A 21377-nucleotide genomic window follows, 5' to 3' on the forward strand; every position below is an offset into this window, starting at 1 on the left:
CGGCCCGGCCCCGGTGTCCGGTGGGTTCCGGTGGTTACGCGAAGGTGAGCGCGTTCGGGCCGAGGGGCGGTACGAGTCCCTCGGCCGCGGCGCGGGTGAGGAGGCCGCGTACCGCCGCGTAGCCGTCCTCGCCGAGGTCGGCGGTGAACTCGTTGACGTACAGGCCGATGTGCCGGTCCGCGACGGCCGGGTCCATCTCCTGGGCGTGTTCCAGCACGTACGGGCGGGAGACCTCCGGGTCGTCCCATGCCATGCGTACGGACGTCCGGGCGGCCTCGGCCAGTTCGCGCAGCCGCTCCGCGCCGAGCGAGCGCTTCGCGATGATCGCGCCGAGCGGGATGGGCAGGCCGGTGGTGGCCTCCCAGTGCTCGCCCATGTCGGCGAGGCGGTGCAGACCGTAATCCTGATAGGTGAACCGCGCCTCGTGGATGACCAGGCCCGCGTCGACCTTCCCGTCCCGGACGGCGGGCATGATCTCGTGGAACGGCAGCACGACCACCTCGCCGACCCCGCCCGGCACCTCGGACGCCGCCCAGAGCCGGAAGAGCAGATAGGCCGTCGAACGCTCGCTGGGCACCGCGACGGTCTTCCCGCGCAGGCTCGCCGGGTCCCCGGCCTCCTGGGACTCCCGCGTCAGGACGAGCGGGCCGCAGCCGCGCCCCAGGGCTCCGCCGCAGGGCAGCAGGGCGTAGTCGTCGAGAACCCAGGGGAGCACCGCGTACGACACCTTGAGCACGTCGAACTCGCCGCGCTCCGCCATGCCGTTGGTGATGTCGATGTCGGCGAAGGTGACATCGAGGGCGGGCGCGCCGGGGACGCGGCCGTGTGCCCACGCGTCGAAGACGAAGGTGTCGTTCGGGCACGGCGAGTACGCGATCTTCAGCGGCTCGCTCTGCGAAGGCGGCAGAGGCTCGCTCTTCAGAGGCTCGTTCATGGGGGTGCTCTCCTCTTCGGGTTCGAGTCGGTCCGCCAGTCGGCCGAAGGCGAGCCGCAGCGCGCCCAGGGCCTCCCCGATCCGCCAGGCGGCGCGGTCCCGGGGGCCCACCGGGTTGGAGACGGCCCGCAGTTCCAGCGCGGGCACGCCGTGCGCGGCGGCGGCCTCGGCGACGCCGAACCCCTCCATCGCCTCGGCGAGCGCCCCCGGGTGACGGGCCGCCAGCTCGGCGGCGCGCTCGGCGGAACCGGTCGCGGTCGACACGGTGAGCACCGTGCCGGGCACGGCGCCCGTCGCCTCGGCCACGGCCCGTACAAGGTGTTCCGGCGCCCGGTGGGCCACGGTCCCGAAGCCCAGTTCGGTCGTGGAGCGGAACCCCTCGGGCGTCTCGGCGCCCAGGTCGGCGGCGATGATCGCGTCCGAGACCACCAGCGAGCCGACGGGCGCGGCGGGCTGGAAGCCGCCGCCGATGCCGGCGGACAGCACGAGGCCGTACGGTTCCGAGCGGAGCGCGGCGGCGGTCAGCGCGGCGGCGGCCCCGGCCCCGGCGGCGCCCGGGCCCACGCCCGCCGCCAGCACGTCGACGACCGTCCCGGCGGGGCGGTGCACCCGGTGCAGCACCCCGCCCGGCACGGCGGTCTCCACGGGGTCCCCGGCGGACGACGCGCCGCGTGCGACCGCGTCGCGCTCGGCGGGGACGGCGGTGACGACGAGTACGCGCATCAGCTGGTAACCCTCGGGTCGCGTCAGGAGCCGTTGCGCTCCAGGTTGAAGTGCCACATGCCCTTGGCCTCGCCCTTGCCGAGCTCGATGACCGTGACGGTGACCTTGTCCATCAGGGTGGCCTGGCCCATCTGGTTCTTCTGCGTGAAGAGGTCGGCCGCGTCGAAGGTGCGGTACGTGTTCTTGGTGGGCTCCGGCATGACCGGCCCGCCCGCGACCACGACCCACCCGGTGTCGGCGATCTTCGGCTCGACGCCGATGCGCACCTTCGCGCCGGCGTCGACCTTGACGGTCTTGCCGTCCTTCTTCGACAGGCACTTCTCCATCACGGACTTGGCGAGCGCCTTGCCGTCGCCGAAGCAGCCGGCGGTGGCCTCGGAGGTCACAGTGTTCGAGCCGACGGTCACCGTGGCCAGCGGCGTCGGCTTGTCGCAGGCGGTAAGGGCGACAAGCCCCAAGGTCACGGCACCGACGGCGGCAGCGGCGCGGCGGCCCTTACCCCGGGAAAACAGAGCGGTCATGCGGGCAGGTTATCGGTCGCCTCCGCTCACGCCACGCGGGGGTGCGGCGTGCCGCGCCGGGCGGCGGTCAGCAGGCCCCGTACGGAAGCGGCCACGCCCAGCGCGATGACCGCCGCGGCGACCGACATGCCGAGCACTCCGTTGAGCGGCAGCAGGATGCCGATCGCCCCGCCCACCACCCACGACATCTGGAGCAGCGTCTCGGAGCGCGCGAACGCGGACGTACGGACCTCTTCCGGCACATCGCGCTGGATCATCGAGTCCAGCGACTGCTTGCCGAGCGCCTGCGAGATGCCCGCCGTCGCGGCCACGACGGTGAGCGCCACGGGGCTGTAGAGGACGGCCGCGACGACGGCCGCGGTCAGCGCCGCCGTCAGCACCAGCGCGATCATCGACTCCGGGGCGCGCGAGCGCAGCAGCGCCCCGATGGCCGTGCCGAGCGCGTTCCCGCCGCCCGCCGCGACGGCGACGACGCCCAGCGAGACGGCCGGACTCAGCCCGCTCAGCGGATGCTCGCGCAGCATGAACGCCAGAAAGAAGGTGAGGAAGCCGGAGAGCATCCGCAGCGCGCTGTTGGCCTGCAAGCCGTGCAGTACGGACGAGCCGACCGTACGCAGCCCGAGCGGCCGCGGCCGCCGCGGCTGCTCCCGCCGGCCCCGCCCGGGCAGCGAGGGGGCTCGTGGGGGCCGGTGCTCGCGGGTGGTGAGGCGGGCCCGCGCCTCGCCCTTCGCCGAGTCGACCTTGTGGGGCAGCGAGAACGACAGGACCATGCCGATGATGAAGAGCACACAGGCCCCGTACAGCGGCCAGGCCGCCCCGATCTGATGCAGCCCCGCGCCCACCGGGGCCGCCGCCCCGGTGGCCAGCAGGCCGCCGAGCGTCACCCGGGAGTTCGCCTTGACCAGGGAGATCTTCGGCGGCATGAGGCGCGGCACGACCGCGGACCGCACGACGCCGTACGCCTTGGAGGCCACCAGCACGCCCAGCGCCGCCGGATACAGCTCCAGACTGCCGCTCACCACCGCGCCCGTCATGGTCAGCGCGAGCAGCGCGCGGGTCAGCATCGCGCTCGCCATGGCGGCCCGGCGGCCGTGCGGGAGGCGGTCCAGGAGCGGGCCGATCACGGGGGCGAGCAGGATGAAGGGGGCCATCGTGACGGCCAGGTACAGGGCCACCCGGCCGCGGGCCTGGTCGGTGGGGACGGAGAAGAAGACGGTGGAGGCCAGCGCGACGGTGATCAGCATGTCGCCGGCCGAGTGCACCGCGTGCAACTCGATCAGCTTGCCGAGGCCGGACTCGCCCGCGCCGTGGGCGTGCGTCGCCCGTCTGATGGAACGGCCGGCGCCGGTGAAGGGCGCGCGCAGGGCGTGACCGGCTGCCCGTCCCGCGCGGCGGAGCGGGCTGCCATGAGCGGACTGAATGGCTCCCACCACGCCATACTGCCCCAAGACACAGGGAAGATGGCGCGTTCCCGCTATCTGTTCGGTCAGGACGCCGGCATTCGCCGCCCGGTCACCGGGAGTGCGCCCGGGGTGCGCCCGGAATCCGCCGGGCGTCCCCCTCCGGCCGTCCGCCCGGCCCCTCGCGGGTGTCCTTTCCATATCGGGTCGGGCACGGGGAGATCTCCACCAGGTCACTCGGGCCGCGCCGGGCGGATACGGCCCGGCCCCGGAGCACGGTCGCCGGGCCCGGCCGCATACGGATGTGAGGCTCGCCGCAGCCCGGGTATCCCCGGCATGCTGGAGCGGGGTAGCGTGCGTAGCGCGCCACCGGCGGTCGTTCTTGGCCGCGCGCCGAGTCTCGATCCCGCAGAATGGGTCATACAAGGTGCGCCCCTGACCGATCGGGCGCGGACGTTGACGCGGTCCTGAGGTCCGCTCCGTCCGCCGACCCGGCCGTACGGCCGGCGCACTCGTGAGACGGCGTGGAAGAGAGAATCGATCCTGTGAGTGCTGCGATGCGAAGCCGGACCCCTGACCGCCAGTGCGCCGAGGCGGTCGAATTGGCCCGTGCGGCGGCCGAGGAGGCCGCGCTCCCCGGAATGGTCGGCGAGCACGTGGATGTCGCCGCCGAGGGAGACCGCGTCGTCACGCACTTCTTCGCGTGCCAGGAGCCCGGATACCGGGGGTGGCGCTGGGCGGTGACCGTCGCCCGCGCGTCGCGGTCGAAGACCGTCACCCTGGACGAGGCCGTCCTGCTGCCCGGCCCCGACGCGCTCCTCGCCCCCGAATGGGTGCCGTGGAGCGAGCGGCTGCGCCCCGGCGACATGGGCCCGGGCGACCTGCTGCCGACCGACGCCGACGACCTGCGGCTGGAGCCCGGGTTCTCCGGCGAGGACGCGCCGCCGCCGAGCTCCGTCCTCGCGGACGAGGCCACGGCGGGCCGGAGCCTGACCGACCTCGCGGATGCCGAGGACGCCGAACTCACCCCGGGCCCGCCCGCGGAAGCCCCCGCCGAGCCGGCGCCCGCCGCACCGGCGGCCAGGACGGAGCGCGGCAGCATCGCCGCCGTCGCCGAGGAGCTCGGCATGCGCCGGGCGCGGGTCCTGTCCCGGTACGGGCTGCACGCCGCCGCCGACCGCTGGGACGAGACGTACGGCGCCAAGACGCCGATGGCGCAGGCGGCCCCGGCCTCCTGCGAGAGCTGCGGCTTCCTCGTGCCGCTGGCGGGGTCGCTGCTACAGGCGTTCGGCGTGTGCGCCAACGAATTCGGGCCGGCGGACGGGCACGTCGTCTCCCTGGGCTTCGGCTGCGGAGGGCACTCGGAGGCGGCCGTCATGCCGAGGCCGTCGCGGCCGGCGGCTCCGGTGATCGACGAGACGCTGGTCGACCCGATGCCGCTGCGGCCGGACCGCACGAGCGGCTCGGTCGAGCCGGACGCTCCGGCGGAGGAGCTGGGCCACTCCTGATCGCGTAGCCGCGCGGCCGTGCGGCCGGCCGGCTTTATCGCGGCCGGTCGGCTTCATCGCACGGCCGCGGACGGCTGTGCGGCCGGTCGGCCGGTGTGGTTGGTCGGCCGGTGTGGTCGGTCCGCCCCAGGCCGTTCGCGGCCGACCGCGCGGTTCCCGCGCCCTTTACGGGGCAAGGTGATGATCCTGGGACGGCGGGGCCGACCGCGGCCCGTTCCCCGCGCCCCTCGCGGTCCGGGCTTCCACGGCCGCTCAGTCGGGGCCGTACGGGCGCGGTGCCGCCCCGGACTTTCCTGACCGCTCGACCGGCGCCGCCGCCCCGGTCCGTTTGCGGACGGGGGACGTGGAGAGCAGCCAAGGGCGGAAGCGCTGTACGTTTCGCGGCAGGTAGTGCGGCGGCAAATTGGTGCGGGGCTAGCAGGGGAGACGACACGTGAGCGGCGCGGCGATGGTACGAGGCGTGGACGAGGGCGCGGACCCGTTCGGGACCGGACGGCTGCGGCGCGGGGTGCTGGACGCCTGGGCGGCGTCGCCCGCGCGGTTCCGTGAGGACGCCAACGCCGAGGAGGACTTGTCCCTCGGCGGCTACCGCGACCGGCTCGTCGTCGAACTGGCGCAGAACGCCGCCGACGCCGCCGCCCGGGCTGGGGTGCCCGGCCGGCTGCGGCTGACGCTGCACCCCGGACAGGACGGCGCGCACGCCGTGCTGGCCGCCGCCAACACCGGCGCCCCGCTCGACGCCGACGGCGTGGAATCGCTGTCCACGCTGCGGGCCTCCGCGAAGCGGGACGCGGCCGAGGGCGGCGACGGCGGCGCCGTCGGGCGGTTCGGCGTCGGCTTCTCGGCCGTGCTCGCCGTCAGCGACGAGCCCGCCGTGGTGGGCCGCTCGGGCGGCGTCCGGTTCTCGCTCGCGGAGGCGCGGCTGATCGCGGCGGACGCCGCCGCGGCGGCCCCCGGGCTCGGCACGGAGATCCGCCGCCGCGACGGCCATGTGCCGCTGCTGCGGCTGCCCCTGCCGGCCGAGGGCTCCGCGCCCGAGGGGTACGACACCGTCGTCGTCCTGCCGCTGCGGGACGGCGCGGCCGAGGATCTGACGGCGCGTCTCCTGGCGGGCCTGGACGACGCGCTGCTGCTGGCGCTGCCGGGGCTGTCCGAGGTCGTCGTGGAGACGGCCGACGGCGTACGGACGGTGACGCGCCGTACGGACGGCCCGTACACCGTCATCGAGGACAGCGCCCGCATCGCACCCGCCCGTTGGCGCGTGGCGCGCACCGGCGGCGCGCTGGACGCGCCGCTGCTCGCCGACCGCCCGGTGGAGGAGCGGCTGCGCCCGAACTGGTCGGTGACGTGGGCGGTGCCGGTGGGCGCCGACGGCGCGCCCGTACGGCCGGACACCGCGCAGGTGCTCCACGCGCCGACGCCGACGGACGAGCCGCTGGGCCTGCCGGCCCTGCTCATCGCCTCGTTCCCGCTGGAGCCCACCCGCCGCCGCACCGCGCCCGGCGCGCTGACGGACTTTCTGGTGGCGCGGGCGGCCGAGGGGTACGCGGCCCTGCTGGGCGACTGGCAGCCGGTCGGCACCGGCACCATCGACCTGGTGCCCGGCCCCCTGGGCAAGGGCGAACTGGACGGTGAGCTGCGCCGCCTGCTGCTGGAGCGGCTGCCGCGGGTCCCGTTCCTGCCGAGCGCGGCCGCGGAACAGGACGACGACCCGGCGGCGGACCGCGCTCAGGACGCCGGACCCGACTGGGACGATCCCACCGCGCTCACCGGACCGGCCGAGGGCGCGCACGTACTGCGGGCCGTCGACGCCGAGATCGTGGAGGGCGCCGGGGCCGGGACCGTCGCCGTGCTGGCCGAGCTCTTCCCCAGCCTGCTGCCCGCCGGTCTGGAGCGGCGCGTGGAGCTGCGGGTACTCGGGGTGGAGCGGGTGCCGCTGGGGGAGATGGTCGACCGGCTGGCGGGCGTCGAGCGGGACCCCGCCTGGTGGCGGCGACTGTACGACTCGCTGGCCGGGGTCGACCCGGACCGGCTGTCGGGGCTGCCGGTGCCGCTCGCGGACGGCCGTACGACGATCGGCCCCCGGCAGGTGCTGCTGCCGGGCGCCGACGAGGGGGCGCGCCACGAGACGCTCGCCCGGCTCGGCCTGAAGGTCGCGCACCCCGACGCCGCGCACCCGCTGCTGGAGAAGCTGGGCGCGGTCCCCGCGTCCCCGCGCGCCGTGCTGAGGACGCCCCAGGTGCGGGCGGCGGTCGCGAACTCGCTGGACGCGGACGAGGACGCCTATGGGCTCCTCGAAGGCGACGCGCTGAGCGGCGAGGAGCTCGCGGAGACCGTGCTGGCGCTCGTACGCGACGCGCACCTGGCCCCCGGCGACGAGCCGTGGCTGGCGGCGCTGGCGCTGCCCGACGAGGACGGGGAGCCGGCCCCGGCCGGTGAACTCGTGCTGCCGGGCAGCCCGTTCGAGCAGGTCGTACGGGACGGCGAACTGGCCGCCTGCGACGCGGAGCTGGCCGAGCGGTGGGGGGAGCAGCCGCTCACCGCGGTGGGGGTGCTCGCCACCTTCGCCCTCGTACGGGCCACCGACGTCGTCCTGGACCCCGACGAACTGGAGCCCCGCGACGGCGACTTCGCGGAGCCGGACGACGCCGGGCTGCTGGACGCCGTCGACGTGTGGTGCGAGGACGTGCTGGACGGGCTGCCGCAGACGGCGGTGCCCCCGGTGGCCACCGAGATCGTGGCCGTACGGGACCTGGACCTGGTCGACGACGACGCGTGGCCGCTGGCGCTGCGGATGCTCGCCCGGCCGCCGCTGCGGGACGCGCTGACCGCGCCCGTACGGGTCCTGCTGCCGGACGGCACCACGGAGTCGGTGCGGCCGTACGCGGCGTGGTGGCTGCGCGGCCACCCCGTGCTGGACGGACGGCGCCCGGCCGGCCTGCGGGCCGCGGGCGGCGACCCGCTGCTGGCGGGGCTGTACGAGGCCGCCGACGCCGACGCCCTCCTTGGTGAGAGTCGCGACGAACAGGTGCTGCGGGCCCTGGGCGTACGGACCTCCCTGGCCTCCCTCCTGGACGAGCCCGGCGGCGCGGCCGAACTGCTGGCGCGGCTGGCGGACAGCCGGCTGCGGGTGGGCGAGGCCCAGCTGCACGGCATCTACGGCGCGCTGGCCGCCCTCGACCCCGAGCAGGTCACGCTCCCCGACGAGCTGCGGGCCGTCGTCGACGGCGAGGTGCGGGTCGTGGACGCGGCCGAGGCGCTGATCGCCGACGCCCCGGACCTGCTGCCCCTGACGGAGGGCCGGGCGCTGCTGCCCGTACGGCCCGCGCTGGCGGCGGACCTCGCGGAGCTGCTGCAAGTGCGGCGGCTGAGCGAGGAGTTCACCGCCCCCGTGCCCGGTGGCGGCGAGCGGCGCGGGGTGCCGGCAGGGGTGCGGGTGCTGCTGCCGGGCGCGCCGGACTCGTACATCGAGCACGAGGAGCTGATGGTCGAGGGCGTCGAACTGGACTGGCGCCACGGTCCGGACGAGGTGCTGCACGCCTCGACGCTGGAGGGCGTCGCGGCGGGCCTGGCGTGGGCGGCGGGTCAGTGGAGCCGGCGCTTCGAGGCGGCGGCGCTGCTGGAGGACCCGTCCCGGACGGAGGAGCTGGCCGAGGCCCGCTGGTTCGACTAGAGGCCCTGCGCGGGGGCGGGGCGGGGGCCTGATCCCCGTCCCGGATCCCCGCCCCGGATCCCCGCCCTGGCTGCGGGCGCGCCTGGTTCGCTGCGGTTTCGGCTCCGGGACTGCCTGGTCGGCTTCGGGCCCGCGCCTTTCTGCTCAGCTCGGGCTTCGGCTGCGGGCCTGCCCGGTTAGTGCCGGATTCGGCCCTGGGCTTGCCCGGTCCGTACCGGCTTCGCCCTCGCGTTTGCCCGGCTCGCTCTCCGCTTCGGCTGCGGGCCTGCCCGGTCCGTACCGGCTTGGGCTCCGCCCGCCTCGGCCCGCGCTTCGCCCCCGCGCCCGCCCGGGCCCCCGCGGTCGGACCCGTACCCCGCTCGTACTCCCCGCTCGTACCCCGCCGTTGCGTCGACCGGCGCACCCGTGTACGTCTGTACGGGCAGTGAACAGCCCTGTGGGCGTGTGGTGTTCCCTGTTCACCACACGCCCCAGGTGTTCGGCCCCGCGCCCCTTCAAGGCGATCCAGCGCCGTGGGTCTCGGGCCGCGGTGACCACCCCCGTAAGCCACTGTGGGCCGGCTCCGGCGGCCGGATCACCTGGCTCACGACCCTAGGGCGCCGCGGGCACGGCGACGAGGTTCACCTTGCACTGCGGGGCGTGCCACAGGTTTCAGAAGCCACATTCACCAACATCGGGAGGTCGGGTGCAGACGCGGGAGAGTTCGGACACCGGCGGCGCCATAGCGGCGCGCTGGAGCTTGGAACGGGCCGAGGACGTGCTGCGGATGCAGCGGCTGGCGCGCTCCGGCGGAACCCGGGCGCTGCTGCGGTGGCTCGCCGCGCGGGCCGGCGGCTGGGCGGGGCTGCTCGACGCCTCCGGCACCGTGCTGTGCGCCGCCATGCACCACCGCCCCGCGATAAGACCCGGCGACGGCATCGGACGCGGCGCGTCCGGGGGGCAGGCCACCGCCCTGGCGGCCGGAGCGGCGCGGAAGCTGATGGACCGCGGGCTGCGTTCCGTGACCCTGGACGGGGACGCGGAGACGGCCGTGCTCTTAGCGCTCGGCGGGTCGCGGCACCAGCGGGGCCTGGCGCTCGGCGTCGTGGTGGCCGGTCCGCTGCCCGACCGGCTCTCCGTGCTGCTCGCCGATGTCACCCTGCCGCTGGCCCTGTGCTGGGAGGCGGAGAGCGCCGAGCGCAAGCGGCGGCGGGTGGATCTCGCGGAGGCCCGCAGCCGCGAGGCGGTGCTGCACCTGCTGATGATCGGGCAGCTCACCACCGCCCACCAGATCGCGGGCGCGCTGCGGCCGAACCTGCCCGACCTGATGCGGGTGTACGTGGCCGAGTGCCCGCCGGGGCGGCGCGACGACGTGGTGCGGATGTGCGCGGACGCCTCCGAGGGGCGCGCCTGGGTGGTGCGGTGCCCCGTCTACTCCGGCCATGTGATCGCCCTGACGCCCCCGCCGCCCGGTGCCGCCGGGCCGCTCGACCGGGCGCTGACCTCCATGGCGGGCGACTGCGCCGTCGGGGTCAGCGACGATGTGCCGTTGCGGGAGACGGCCGTCGGCTACGCGCAGGCGTTCCACGCCCTCGCCATCGCCCGCGGCCACACCGACCGGTACGCGAGCTTCGGGGCCGCCCCCGAGCTGGCCCTCGTGGCGGGCGGCGTGGCGACGCCCTGGGCCCGGGAGCTGCTGGCCCCGCTGACCTCGCACGCCCCCAAGCGGCCCCAGGACCCGAGCGGCCAGGAGCTGATCGCGACGGCCTCCTCCTGGCTCGCGTTCTTCTCCCGGGCCACCGCCCATCTCAAGATTCACCGCAACACCCTCGCCGCCCGGCTGCGGCTGATCGGGCAGCTGCTCGGCATGGACCTCGACCGGCTCGCCGACCAGTCCGCGCTCGCGCTGGCCCTGCGCGTGCACGCCGCGCCCGTACCGCTGCCGGACCACCGGCCGGGCGGCCCGGACACCGCGCCCGCCCGCACCCTCGACGAGCTGCTGGCACGGCCCGCCGTCCAGCGCTGGGCCCGTATCCAGCTGCGCCCGCTGACCTCCGAGGGCTGCCCCGCCGACCCGTCGGCCACGCTCCGCACCTGGCTGGAGCACGACGCCCAACTGAGCCGGACCGCCGCCGAACTGGGTATCTCCGTCCCCGGCGCGCGCAAGCGGCTGACCCGCCTGGAGGCGCTGCTGGAGCGCTCCCTGCTGCACGCCCCGAGCGCGCGCCACGACCTCTGGCTGGCCTTCCGGGCCGTGGGCCTGACGGACGCCCGGACCTGAGACCGTTCGCTTTTATGGGGCGGGGGCGGGGGCGGTCCGCGCCTCGGCGAGAAGCCGCTCGTACGTGTGGTGGCGGCGGGTCGCGGTGCGGTGGTGCAGCAGGTCCGCCGCGCGGACGTGCTCGCTGGTGTCGGCCAGGGCGCGGGCCAGGGTGTCCTGGATGATCTCCCGTTCCACCCGCACCCCGCCGATCCGCTCCGCCTCTTCGCCGAGCGCCGTGAGCAGCCCGACCGCCGCCCGGGGGCGGCCCGCGGTCAGGTGCGCGAGGGCTTCGACGACCGGGGAGAGGGCTTCGCGGTAGTCGGCGCGCGGATCGCCGGCCGCCCGCCGGGCCAGGGCGCGCAGATCGTCGGTGGCGGCCTCCACGGCCAGCGCGAGGGCGAGGTTGAAGGTGTGGAAGATCTCCGCCATGCCGCCGGGCGCGGCCAGCAGCTCCCGTACGCGCGTCAGATCGGTGCGACCCGCGGGGGACTGCCCGACGAGCAGCAGCCAGACCGCGCCACGGAATACCCGGGCCGCACTCCGGCCAACGACGAAGACCCCCGCCGGTCACCCTTCGGAGTGATTGGCCACGTTCCGTAATGGCGTTGCTCTAGACCGGGAACCGACGCCCCACCCACCGCCAGGTGACCTCCAGCACCGCGGAGCCGGCCGCCGCGATGCCGACGGCGGCCCACGGCATGGTCGTGCCGACGAGCTTGAGGGCGAAGAACGTCTGGAGCCACGGCGTGACGAGCACGATCAGGAACCCCGCCGCCATCGCCAGGACCAGCCCGACGCGCCACCAGGTGTAGGGGCGGGCGATGATCGCGAGGACCCACATGGAGACGATGAAGAGCGTCAGCGTCGCGACGCTCGTCTCGGCGTCGAGGGCGCCCGGCCCGGTGTAGTAGTGCCGTGCCAGGAGGTAGGCGGCGAAGGTGGCGACGCCCGCGATGGCGCCGGCGGGCACGGAGTAGCGCATCACCCGGCGGACGAAGTGCGGCTGGGCGCGTTCCTTGTTGGGGGCCAGCGCCAGGAAGAAGGCGGGCACGCCGATGGTCAGCGTGGACAGCAGCGTCAGGTGGCGGGGGAGGAAGGGGTAGGGGACCTGGGAGCAGACGACCAGGACCGCCAGCAGCACGGAGTAGACCGTCTTGGTCAGGAAGAGGGTGGCGACGCGCGTGATGTTGCCGATGACGCGGCGGCCCTCCGCCACCACGGACGGCAGCGTCGAGAAGCTGTTGTTCAGCAGCACGATCTGGGCGACGGCCCGCGTCGCCTCGGAGCCGGAGCCCATCGAGACGCCGATGTCGGCGTCCTTGAGCGCCAGCACGTCGTTGACGCCGTCGCCCGTCATCGCGACGATGTGGCCGCGCGACTGGAGGGCGGCCACCATGTCCCGCTTCTGCTGGGGGCTCACGCGCCCGAAGACCGCGCCGTCCTCCAGCACGGCCGCCATCTCGTCCCGGTCGGCGGGCAGCCGCCGGGCGTCGACGGGGTTCTCCGCGCCGCTCATGCCGAGCTTGCCGGCGACGGCGCCGACCGAGACGGCGTTGTCGCCGGAGATGACCTTCGCCGCGACGTTCTGCTCGGCGAAGTAGCTCAGGGTCTCGGCGGCGTCCGGGCGGAGCCGCTGCTCCAGAATGACCAGCGCGGTGGGCCGTACGCCGTCCGCGACCCGGGGGTCGTCCAGCCCCCGTTCCGTACGGGCCAGGAGCAGCACCCGCAGCCCCTGCGCGTTGAGGTCGTCGATCTCGGCCAGGGACGCGTCGCCGTCCGGCAGCAGGACGTCGGGGGCGCCCAGCAGCCAGGTGCTGGACTCGCCGTCCGGGCCGCTCAGCGCGGCGCCGCTGTACTTGCGGGCGGAGGAGAAGGGCAGCGCCTCGGTGGAGCGCCAGCCGTCGGCTGCGGGGTAGGCGTCGATGATGGCCTGGAGGGAGGCGTTGGGCCGGGGGTCGGACTGGCCGAGGGCGCCGAGCACCTGGTGTACGTACGGCTCCTTCGCTCCGTCGAGGGGGCGCAGCTCCGTGACGTCCATGCCGCCCTCGGTGAGGGTGCCGGTCTTGTCGAGGCAGACGACGTCGACGCGGGCCAGCCCCTCGATGGCGGGCAGCTCCTGCACCAGGCACTGCTTGCGGCCGAGCCGGATGACGCCGATGGCGAAGGCGACGGAGGTCAGCAGCACCAGGCCCTCGGGGACCATCGGGACGATGCCGCCGATCACCCGGCGGACGGCCTCGCGCCAGTCGTGGTTCTGCACCACGAGCTGGCTGACGATCAGGCCGATCGCGGTCGGGACCATCATCCAGGTCACGTACTTGAGGATCTGGCTGATGCCGGTGCGCAGCTCGGAGTGGACGAGCGTGAAGCGGGAGGCTTCCTCGGCGAGCTGCGCGGCGTACGCCTCGCGGCCGACCTTGGTGGCGGCGAACGCGCCGCCGCCCGCGACGACGAAGGAGCCGGACATCACCTTGTCGCCGGGCTTCTTGAGCACCGGGTCGGCCTCGCCGGTCAGCAGCGACTCGTCGATCTCCAGCCCGTCGGCCTCCAGGATCTCGCCGTCGACGACGCACTTGTCGCCGGGGCCGAGCTCGATGGTGTCGCCGAGGACGATCTCGCCGGTGGGGATGGCGGCGGCCGTGCCGTCCCGCCGGACGGTGGGCTTGGCCTCGCCGATGACGGCGAGGCTGTCGAGGGTCTTCTTGGCGCGCAGTTCCTGGATGATGCCGATCGCCGTGTTGGCGACGATCACGAAGCCGAAGAGGCCGTCCTGGATGGGGCCGACGACCAGGATGATCAGGAAGAGGACGCCGATGATGGCGTTGAAGCGTGTGAAGACGTTGGCGCGGACGATCTCCGAGGTGGACCGGGAGGAGCGGACCGGTACGTCGTTGACCTCGCCGCGGGAGACCCGCTCCGCCACCTGTGCGGTGGTCAGCCCGGGGTGCGCGGACGGCGGTACGGGCTCTTCGACTGCGGTCTGCGCCGGATCGGTCATGCCAACGACGGTACGGGGCTCACGTCAGGTTCACCCCTTGGATATACGCGCTGGGCGGCGTGGCAGACGTCTCATCAACCGTCCAGCGACGGAAGGCATCCACCGACAATTCCAGCCGCTCCGGCACGCGAGGCCCCCAGGCCCGGGCAATACAGCCGGTCCGGCGGTTCGAGGACACCTGGGCCCAGCCCATTCAGCCGGTCCGGCGTTTGAGGACGCTTGTGCCCGCGCACTCAGGTGGTCCTGAGCCTGGGCAATCCAGCTGGTCCGGCGTTTCGAGGACATCTGGGCTCAGCCCGTTCAGCCGGTCCGGCGTTTGAGGACGTTTGTGCCCGCACACTCAGGCGGCCCTGCGCCCAGGCAAATCCAGCCCGTCCGGCGCTTGAGGACAAAGGCTCCGGGGCGCAGCCCCGAACCTCAGGCGCCCTGCGGCGGCTCCGCCGCCTTGGCGAGGTGCCGTCGGATGGCGGCGTCGCGCTTGCGCACGTACCAAATCCCCAGCAACCCCAGCGCCGCCGCGGCCAGGCACGTCCACACCCACCACAGGTGTCCGTTGTCGTGGAACCACCCGTAGAAGGGGAGCTGGGCCAGGAAGAGGATGAACCACGCGATGGTGCCGCCGGTGATGGTGGCGACGACATTGCCCTCGTAGGGCTCAGGCGCCTCGTGCCGTGGGGTCCACTTCGTCATGGGCTCCAGCCTAGACGGTGGTGTCGGGGTGGCCCTCCGGGGTGGGGACGCGACCGGAACCGGGGGTTCATAGGGGTCTACGCGCGGAGATAGCAATTGACGGCTTGTTTATTCATACTGAAACTGCTCGTTTCTGACTGGTTTCTTTCGTTTGATCATCCAAAGATCGCCCCAAGAGGGTCTGTTCGGCTCCGGAGTGCTCTCCGCTACCGGTTCCCGCAGCCCCGCTCGGCCCCCCTCGCCTCCCCGTAGGCCCATACGACTGAGGTCCCGCATGTCCCCCTCGGCCACTGCTCCGGTCGACGCCAGGCCGCCGCTCCCGACGCCGCCCAAGAACCCGTTCGACGCGTTCTTCAAGATCTCCCAGCGCGGTTCGACCGTCTCCCGTGAGCTCCGCGGCGGGCTGGCCACCTTCTTCGCGATGGCCTACATCATCGTCCTGAACCCGATCATCCTGGGCGCGGGGGAAGACAAGTTCCACCACCAGCTGGACAACGCGCAGCTGGTCACCGCCACCGCCCTGATGGCGGGGCTGACCACCATCCTGATGGGCGCCATCGGCAATGTGCCGATCGCCTGCGCCGCGGGCCTGGGCATCAACGCCGTCGTCTCGCTCCAGCTCGCGCCCAAGATGAGCTGGCCGGACGCGATGGGCATGGTGGTGCTGGCCGGTCTGGTGCTGCTGGTGCTGGTCGCCTCGGGGCTGCGGCAGCGCGTGATGGACGCGATCCCGGGCGGGCTGCGCCGGGCCATCGCGATCGGCATCGGGCTGTTCATCTCGCTGGTCGGCCTGGTCGACTCCGGGTTCGTCTCGCGCAACCCGGACAAGGCGCACACCACCGTTCCGCTCGGGCTGGGCGCGGGGGGCCAGCTCCAGGGCTGGCCGGTGCTGGTGTTCGTGATCGGCCTGGCGCTGATGTTCGTGCTGACCGTGCGCAAGGTGCGCGGCGCGATCCTGATCGGCATCGTCGTGATGGCCGTCGTCGCGATCGTCATCAACTCGATCGCCACCATCCCGGACGCGAGCTGGGGCCTGTCGGTGCCGACCGTCCCGGACAACGTCGTCGGGGCGCCCGACTTCTCGCTCGTCGGCGACATCAGCCTGTTCGGCGGCTTCCACGAGGTCGGCATCCTCACCGGCTGCCTCTTCGTCTTCACCGTGCTGCTGTCCGGCTTCTTCGACGCGATGGGCACGATCATCGGCGTCGGCGAGGAGGCCGGGCTGACGGACGAGCGCGGCCAGCTGCCGGGCATGGGCCGGATCCTGATGGTGGACGGCGTCGCGGTCGCGGCCGGCGGGTTCGGCTCCGCGTCCGCCAACACCTGCTTCGTGGAGTCCACGGCGGGCGTCGGCGAGGGCGCCCGTACGGGCCTGGCGAACTTCGTGACCGGCGGGCTCTTCCTGCTGGCGCTGATCTTCACGCCGCTGGCGACCGTGGTGCCCTCGCAGGCCGCGACGCCCGCGCTGCTCGTCGTCGGCTTCCTGATCATGTCGGCCAACGTCCGGGAGATCGACTGGAGCGACTTCACCATCGCGATCCCGGCGTTCCTGACGATCATCTCGATGCCGTTCACCTACAGCATCACCAACGGCATCGGGCTCGGCGTGCTCGCCTTCATCCTGCTGCGGATCGCGGACCGGCGGGCGCGGGAGATCCCGTGGCTGCTGAGCGTGGTCGGGGCGTGCTTCCTCGTCTACTTCCTGCTCAACCCGATCGAGCAGCTGCTGGGCGTGAAGTAGTAGAGGAAGCCGCAGGTCAGGGCGGCGGGGCGGAGTAGAACGCCGCCGTCGCGTCGACGGAGCGCTGGAACCGCTCGTCGAAGTCGTCCCGAATGAGCGTCCGGACCACATAGTCCTGGACGCTCATTCCTCTTTTCTCGGCGTGCTGCCGGACCCGGTCCAGCAGCTCGCCGTCCATCCGTAGGCTGAGCACCCTTGATCCCATGGGTGCCAGGGTCCAGTGGGTGGCCGGTGCGGCGGTTGTTTTCCCACGTGTGCTCACCCGTACGGGTGAAGCGGCCGTGACATGCGAGGGCTTTGACCTTTCCTGGTTTTCTTTAGACGGAGTAATGAGTTAGGCTAAAGACCATGCCGGAACTGTCCAGCCCTCCGCCCCCGGCGGAGGAGATCTCAGACCCCCCGGACGACGCCGAAGCCGTGAGCGCACTGCGCTCCGCCGTCATGCGCCTGTCCCGCCGACTCAAGCACCAGCGAGTCGACGAATCGCTGAGCCCCACCGAGATGTCCGTGCTCGGCACGCTCGCCCGATGTGGCTCCGCCACCCCCGGCGAACTGGCCCGCAAGGAGCACGTACAGCCGCCGTCGATGACGCGCATCGTGGCGCTGCTGGAGGCCAAGGGGCTGGTCAGACTCGAACCGCACCCGGAGGACCGCCGCCAGAAGGTGGTCACCCAGACCGAGCAGGCCGAGGCCATGCTCAAGGAGAGCCGGCGCAAGCGCAACGCCTGGCTCGCCGAGCTGGTCGGGGAGCTGGACGAGGACGAGTGGGCGACGCTGCGCGCCGCCGCGCCCGTACTGGAGAAGCTCGCGCACCTGTAAGACCACTCTGCCCCTAGGAGGCGACCCCATTTTGAGTACGGGACCCGGAGCAGACTCCGCACCCGCACCGAACGCCGACGACGACATACCCGCCGACCCCAAGCCGCGAGGCGGGACCTTCAGCTCCCTGAGGGTGCGCAACTACCGCCTCTTCGCCACCGGACAGGTGGTCTCCAACACGGGCACCTGGATGCAGCGCGTCGCCCAGGACTGGCTCGTCCTCAGCCTGACCGGCTCCTCCACGGCCGTCGGCATCACCACGGCGCTGCAATTCCTGCCCATGCTGCTTTTCGGGCTGTACGGCGGCGTCCTCGCCGACCGCTACCCCAAGCGCAAGCTCCTGTTCATCACCCAGGCCGCGATGGGCCTCACCGGCCTCGCGCTGGCGGCCCTGACCCTGACCGGCCAGGTCCAGGTCTGGCACGTCTACGTGACCGCGTTCGTCCTCGGGCTCGTCACCGTCGTCGACAACCCCGCCCGCCAGGCGTTCGTCGTCGAGATGGTCGGCCAGGACGACCTGCGCAACGCGGTCAGCCTCAACTCCGCCAACTTCCAGTCCGCCCGGCTGATCGGCCCCGCCGTCGCGGGCGCGCTGATCACCGCCGTCGGCAGCGGCTGGGCGTTCCTGCTCAACGGGGTCTCGTTCGTGGCGCCGCTGGCCGGGCTGATGATGATGCGCACGAGCGAGCTGCACAAGGCGGAGCCGGTGCCGCGCGGCAAGGGCCAGTTGAAGGAGGGACTGCGGTACGTGGCCGGGCGGCCGGAGCTGATCTGGCCGATCGTGCTCGTCGGCTTCGTGGGGACCTTCGGCTTCAACTTCCCGGTCTGGCTCAGCGCGTTCGCCAATGACGTCTACCACTCCGACGCCGGCACGTACGCCCTGTTCAACATCCTCATGGCGGCCGGCTCCCTGGCCGGCGCGCTGCTGGCGGCCCGGCGCGGCACCTCGCGGCTGCGGCTGCTGGTCGGCGCGGCGGTGCTCTTCGGCGTGCTGGAGATGGCGGCGGCGCTGTCGCCCTCCTTCGGGGTCTTCGCCGCGCTGCTGGTGCTGATCGGAGCGGTCGGCCTCACGGTCAACGTGACCGCGAATTCGAGCGTGCAGCTGGCGACGGACCCCGCGATGCGGGGGCGCGTCATGAGCCTGTTCATGATGGTCTTCATGGGCGGCACGCCGCTGGGCGCACCGCTGGTCGGCTGGATCACGGACCAGTACGGCGCCCGGCTCGGCTTCCTCTTCGGCGGCCTGATCTCCCTGCTGGCCGCGGTCGGCGTCGGCCTCGCGCTGGCCCGGGTGGGCGGCCTCCGGCTGCGGATAGACCTGCGGCGCGGACACCGGCACGTGGCGTTCGTACCGCGCGAGCGGACGGCACGGCAGGAGGAGCTGGCGGCGATCGCCTGACGCCCGTTCCACCTGCCGATGGCCGGAGTCCCTCACGGAGGGGCTCCGGCCATCGGCGTCGCGGGCTGGGCGGGGCGGCGCTACGGGCCGTGCGTCCGCCGCGTCGTACGGGCCGTGCGTCCGCCGCGTCATGCGGGCCGTGCGCCCACCGCGTCGTACGGGCCGCACGCCCACCGCGTCATACGGGCCGTGCCTCCGCCGCGTCATACGCACTGCGCGCCCGGCCGCGTCATACGCGCCGCGTGAGCACCTGACCCGGCCAGCCGTCGGCGGTGAAGTCCTCCGCCGGGGTGAAGCCGTTGCGGCGGTAGTAGTCGACGAGGCGGCCCCCGCCGCCCGCGTAGCAGTCGACGCGCAGCAGGCCGACCGACTGCCTGCGGGTCTCCTCCACCGCGTGCGCGAGCAGCGCGCTGCCCACGCCGTGGCCCCGGAAGCGGCTGTCGATGACGAGGAGACGGACGTAGACCTCGGGTTCGCCGGCCGGGGCGACATACGGGGCCGGGTGCGGGGCGAGCGTCATCGAACCGGCCGCTTCGCCGTCGATCTCGGCGATCCAGGGGGTGCCGGACCGCACGGTATCCCCGATTTTCTCCGCGGCCGTCGGCCGGGAGGACCACGGCTCGGTGCCCCACTGGCCCGTACGCCCCTCGGCGACCAGCCATTCCACGGCGCTGTCCAGCATCGCGAGTATCGCGGGGATGTCGTCCGCCCCGCCCTTTCTGATCTTCATCTGCGCCAGACTAAGAGGCATGAGGCTGTTTGTCGCCGTACTCCCTCCGGCCGGGATCGTCGCGGAACTCGCCGCCGAGGTCCGCAAGCTGAAGGCCCTGCCGGGGGCCGACCGACTGCACTGGACCGAGGCCGCGGGCTGGCACTTCACGCTCGCCTTCCTCGGCGAGACCGCCGAGGTGGTCCTGCCGGAGCTGCGGGAGCGGCTGGGGCGGGCGGCGGCGCGGCACCGGCCGCCGGAGCTGCGGCTCTCGCGCGGCGGCCGGTTCGGGGAGCGGGCACTGTGGACCGGGGCCGCGGGCGAGACGGCCGCGCTCGGGCGGCTGGCCGAGTCCGTGGCGGCGGGCTGCCGCCGCGCCGCCGCCCTCCCGGCCGACGCCCGCGCCTTCCGCGCGCACCTCACCCTTGCCCGCAACCGCGCGGACGCCGACCTGCGCCCGTACGTCAGCGAGCTGGCCCGCTTCGAGGGCGCGCCGTGGACGGCGCGCGAACTCACCCTCGTCCGCAGCCACCTCCCCGCCTCCGGCATCAAGGGCGAGCGCCCCCGCTACGAGGCGCTGGCGGTGTGGCGGCTGGGCCGCTGACGGGGCGGGGCCGGCGGGCCCTCCGCGTCCGGCCGCCCGGGGCTCCGGTTAACCTCGGGGTGTGGACCCCAAGACCCGGAACCGGATCATGACCGGCGTACTCGCCGTGCTGCTCGTCGTCGTTGTCGTGATGGCGGCGGTCAAGTGACGCGCTGACCAGGCGGTACGGGGCGGACCGGCGCGGCCGGCCCGCCCCGCCGGGTCACCAGGCGAACGCCTCCGGCGACGGGCCGGGGCCCGGGAAGATCTCGTCGAGCGCGGACAGCAGCTCCGGCGACAGCTTCAGTTCGACGGCGCGCAGCGCGGACGCGAGCTGGTCGGTGGTGCGCGGGCCGACGATCGGGCCGGTCACGCCGGGCCGGGTCAGCAGCCAGGCCAGCGCCGCCTCGCCGGGCTCCAGGCCGTGCTTGGCCAGCAGGTCCTCGTACGCCTGGATCTGATCGCGCACGGCCTTGTCCTGGAGGGCTTCGGACGCCCGCCCGGAGGACGTACGGCCGGAGCCGCCCTCGCGCTCCTTGCGGAGCGCGCCGCCGAGCAGCCCGCCGTGCAGCGGGGACCAGGGGATGACGCCGAGCCCGTACGTCTGCGAGGCCGGGATGACCTCCATCTCGGCGCGGCGCTCGGCGAGGTTGTACAGGCACTGCTCGCTGACCAGCCCGTACGAGCCCCGGCGGCGGGCCGCCTCGTTGGCCTGCGCGATGTGCCAGCCCGCGTGGTTGCTGGAGCCCGCGTAGAGGATCTTGCCCTGCTGCACGAGGACGTCGACGGCCTGCCAGATCTCGTCCCACGGGGTATCCCGGTCCACGTGGTGGAACTGGTACAGGTCGATGTAGTCCGTGCCGAGCCGCTTGAGGCTGGCCTCGACCGAGCGGCGGATGTTGACGGCGGAGAGCTTGTCGTGGTTGGGGTAGGCGGGGCCGTCGTCGAGCGACATGTTCGCGTAGACCTTGGTGGCGAGGACGGTCTTGTCCCGCCGGTCGCCGCCCTTCGCGAACCAGCTGCCGACGATCTCCTCCGTACGGCCCTTGTTGGCGCCCCAGCCATAGGCGTTGGCCGTGTCGAAGAAGTTGACACCCGCGCCGAGAGCGGCGTCCATGATGGTGTGACTGTCCGCTTCGTCCGTCTGGGGGCCGAAGTTCATCGTCCCGAGGACGAGGCGGCTGACCTTGAGTCCGGTGCGTCCGAGCTGCGTGTACTCCATGGGCCATAGCCAACGCCTTGGAGCGCACTCGAATCAAGACAGCCGGGCCGTCGCGGGCGCGCGGCGGCCCGCCGGTTCCGTCAGTCAGCGGGGGACGGCGGCGCCGCTCGAAGCGCGGACCTCGGTGAGGGACGTGTACGGGCCGCCCGTGGATACCCGTGGATACCCGTGGACGCCCGTGGACGCCCGTGACGGTTACGTGCTCGGGGCCGCGC

16 protein-coding genes and 1 pseudogene are annotated in these 21377 nt (G+C 73.6%); 7 read left to right on the forward strand and 10 right to left on the reverse strand.

Annotation, left to right across the window (positions count from 1 at the left end):
• Window positions 1–34: 34 nt before the first annotated feature.
• The 4 genes and pseudogenes from AC07AB_RS10615 to AC07AB_RS10630 form a co-directional block, all read right to left on the reverse strand.
• Window positions 35–934 carry a 1,4-dihydroxy-6-naphthoate synthase gene (locus AC07AB_RS10615; protein WP_478563600.1) on the reverse strand — a complete coding sequence of 300 codons (900 nt, stop codon included), beginning with the start codon at window positions 932–934 and terminating at the stop codon, window positions 35–37.
• Window positions 935–976: 42 nt separating this feature from the next.
• A pseudogene (locus AC07AB_RS10620) lies at window positions 977–1657 on the reverse strand (futalosine hydrolase); the annotation flags it as partial.
• Between the two features lie 23 nt (window positions 1658–1680).
• Complete coding sequence (locus tag AC07AB_RS10625; protein WP_478563284.1) at window positions 1681–2178, reverse strand: hypothetical protein; 498 nt, start codon at window positions 2176–2178, stop codon at window positions 1681–1683.
• A gap of 26 nt (window positions 2179–2204) precedes the next feature.
• Window positions 2205–3608: an MFS transporter gene (locus AC07AB_RS10630; RefSeq protein WP_478563287.1), complete on the reverse strand. Its 1404-nt coding sequence runs from the start codon at window positions 3606–3608 to the stop codon at window positions 2205–2207.
• Window positions 3609–4123: 515 nt separating this feature from the next.
• Between AC07AB_RS10630 and AC07AB_RS10635 the strand changes: the two genes are divergently transcribed.
• The 3 genes from AC07AB_RS10635 to AC07AB_RS10645 all read left to right on the forward strand — a co-directional run bounded on the left by AC07AB_RS10635 (window position 4124) and on the right by AC07AB_RS10645 (window position 11019).
• Window positions 4124–5086 (forward strand): DUF3027 domain-containing protein, encoded by a 963-nt coding sequence (locus tag AC07AB_RS10635; protein WP_478563290.1) that lies wholly within the window; start codon window positions 4124–4126, stop codon window positions 5084–5086.
• Between the two features lie 448 nt (window positions 5087–5534).
• Window positions 5535–8759: a sacsin N-terminal ATP-binding-like domain-containing protein gene (locus tag AC07AB_RS10640; RefSeq protein ID WP_478563603.1), complete on the forward strand. Its 3225-nt coding sequence runs from the start codon at window positions 5535–5537 to the stop codon at window positions 8757–8759.
• 766 nt (window positions 8760–9525) lie between these two features.
• Window positions 9526–11019, forward strand: coding sequence for a helix-turn-helix domain-containing protein (locus tag AC07AB_RS10645; protein ID WP_478563606.1), 1494 nt, complete (start codon window positions 9526–9528; stop codon window positions 11017–11019).
• A gap of 12 nt (window positions 11020–11031) precedes the next feature.
• Here AC07AB_RS10645 and AC07AB_RS10650 read toward each other — a convergent pair whose 3' ends face one another.
• The 3 genes from AC07AB_RS10650 to AC07AB_RS10660 all read right to left on the reverse strand — a co-directional run bounded on the left by AC07AB_RS10650 (window position 11032) and on the right by AC07AB_RS10660 (window position 14689).
• Window positions 11032–11430, reverse strand: a complete 399-nt coding sequence (locus tag AC07AB_RS10650; RefSeq protein WP_478563292.1) for a hypothetical protein — start codon at window positions 11428–11430, stop codon at window positions 11032–11034.
• 181 nt (window positions 11431–11611) lie between these two features.
• Complete coding sequence (locus AC07AB_RS10655; RefSeq protein WP_478563293.1) at window positions 11612–13999, reverse strand: cation-translocating P-type ATPase; 2388 nt, start codon at window positions 13997–13999, stop codon at window positions 11612–11614.
• Between the two features lie 417 nt (window positions 14000–14416).
• Complete coding sequence (locus AC07AB_RS10660; RefSeq protein WP_478563296.1) at window positions 14417–14689, reverse strand: DUF2530 domain-containing protein; 273 nt, start codon at window positions 14687–14689, stop codon at window positions 14417–14419.
• Window positions 14690–14963: 274 nt separating this feature from the next.
• Here AC07AB_RS10660 and AC07AB_RS10665 point away from each other — a divergent pair, with 274 nt between their 5' ends.
• A complete protein-coding gene (locus AC07AB_RS10665; RefSeq protein WP_478563298.1) occupies window positions 14964–16430 on the forward strand; it encodes an NCS2 family permease in 1467 nt (488 codons plus the stop codon).
• 16 nt (window positions 16431–16446) lie between these two features.
• Here the strand turns inward: AC07AB_RS10665 and AC07AB_RS10670 are convergent, their stop codons facing one another.
• Complete coding sequence (locus tag AC07AB_RS10670) at window positions 16447–16635, reverse strand: ribbon-helix-helix protein, CopG family (RefSeq protein WP_478563300.1); 189 nt, start codon at window positions 16633–16635, stop codon at window positions 16447–16449.
• Window positions 16636–16778: 143 nt separating this feature from the next.
• Between AC07AB_RS10670 and AC07AB_RS10675 the strand changes: the two genes are divergently transcribed.
• The gene (locus tag AC07AB_RS10675) at window positions 16779–17249 is read left to right on the forward strand and encodes a MarR family winged helix-turn-helix transcriptional regulator (protein ID WP_478563303.1); all 471 of its coding nucleotides are present in this window, start codon (window positions 16779–16781) and stop codon (window positions 17247–17249) included.
• Window positions 17250–17280: 31 nt separating this feature from the next.
• Entirely contained in the window at window positions 17281–18648 is a 1368-nt protein-coding gene (locus AC07AB_RS10680; RefSeq protein WP_478563306.1) for an MFS transporter, read from the forward strand.
• Window positions 18649–18877: 229 nt separating this feature from the next.
• Here the strand turns inward: AC07AB_RS10680 and AC07AB_RS10685 are convergent, their stop codons facing one another.
• On the reverse strand, window positions 18878–19378 hold the full coding sequence (locus tag AC07AB_RS10685) for a GNAT family N-acetyltransferase (protein ID WP_478563309.1): 501 nt from the start codon (window positions 19376–19378) through the stop codon (window positions 18878–18880).
• 19 nt (window positions 19379–19397) lie between these two features.
• Between AC07AB_RS10685 and thpR the strand changes: the two genes are divergently transcribed.
• Complete coding sequence (gene thpR, locus AC07AB_RS10690; protein WP_478563312.1) at window positions 19398–19961, forward strand: RNA 2',3'-cyclic phosphodiesterase; 564 nt, start codon at window positions 19398–19400, stop codon at window positions 19959–19961.
• Between the two features lie 202 nt (window positions 19962–20163).
• Here the strand turns inward: thpR and AC07AB_RS10695 are convergent, their stop codons facing one another.
• Window positions 20164–21162, reverse strand: coding sequence for an aldo/keto reductase (locus AC07AB_RS10695; protein ID WP_478563315.1), 999 nt, complete (start codon window positions 21160–21162; stop codon window positions 20164–20166).
• Between the last annotated feature and the right edge of the window lie 215 nt (window positions 21163–21377).

This window comes from Streptomyces sp. NPDC044033 (genome assembly GCF_056434425.1).

Excerpts from the sequence above, each read along its gene's own strand:
- AC07AB_RS10650 (WP_478563292.1), bottom strand. The coding sequence starts at position 11,430 with ATGGCGGAGATCTTCCACACCTTCAACCTCGCCCTCGCGCTGGCCGTG.
- AC07AB_RS10660 (WP_478563296.1), bottom strand. The coding sequence starts at position 14,689 with ATGACGAAGTGGACCCCACGGCACGAGGCGCCTGAGCCCTACGAGGGC.
- thpR (WP_478563312.1), top strand. The coding sequence starts at position 19,398 with ATGAGGCTGTTTGTCGCCGTACTCCCTCCGGCCGGGATCGTCGCGGAA.
- AC07AB_RS10645 (WP_478563606.1), top strand. The coding sequence starts at position 9,526 with ATGCAGCGGCTGGCGCGCTCCGGCGGAACCCGGGCGCTGCTGCGGTGG.
- AC07AB_RS10695 (WP_478563315.1), bottom strand. The coding sequence starts at position 21,162 with ATGGAGTACACGCAGCTCGGACGCACCGGACTCAAGGTCAGCCGCCTC.
- AC07AB_RS10615 (WP_478563600.1), bottom strand. The coding sequence starts at position 934 with ATGAACGAGCCTCTGAAGAGCGAGCCTCTGCCGCCTTCGCAGAGCGAG.
- AC07AB_RS10685 (WP_478563309.1), bottom strand. The coding sequence starts at position 19,378 with ATGAAGATCAGAAAGGGCGGGGCGGACGACATCCCCGCGATACTCGCG.
- AC07AB_RS10640 (WP_478563603.1), top strand. The coding sequence starts at position 5,535 with ATGGTACGAGGCGTGGACGAGGGCGCGGACCCGTTCGGGACCGGACGG.
- AC07AB_RS10675 (WP_478563303.1), top strand. The coding sequence starts at position 16,779 with ATGCCGGAACTGTCCAGCCCTCCGCCCCCGGCGGAGGAGATCTCAGAC.
- AC07AB_RS10655 (WP_478563293.1), bottom strand. The coding sequence starts at position 13,999 with ATGACCGATCCGGCGCAGACCGCAGTCGAAGAGCCCGTACCGCCGTCC.
- AC07AB_RS10665 (WP_478563298.1), top strand. The coding sequence starts at position 14,964 with ATGTCCCCCTCGGCCACTGCTCCGGTCGACGCCAGGCCGCCGCTCCCG.
- AC07AB_RS10670 (WP_478563300.1), bottom strand. The coding sequence starts at position 16,635 with ATGGGATCAAGGGTGCTCAGCCTACGGATGGACGGCGAGCTGCTGGAC.
- AC07AB_RS10625 (WP_478563284.1), bottom strand. The coding sequence starts at position 2,178 with ATGACCGCTCTGTTTTCCCGGGGTAAGGGCCGCCGCGCCGCTGCCGCC.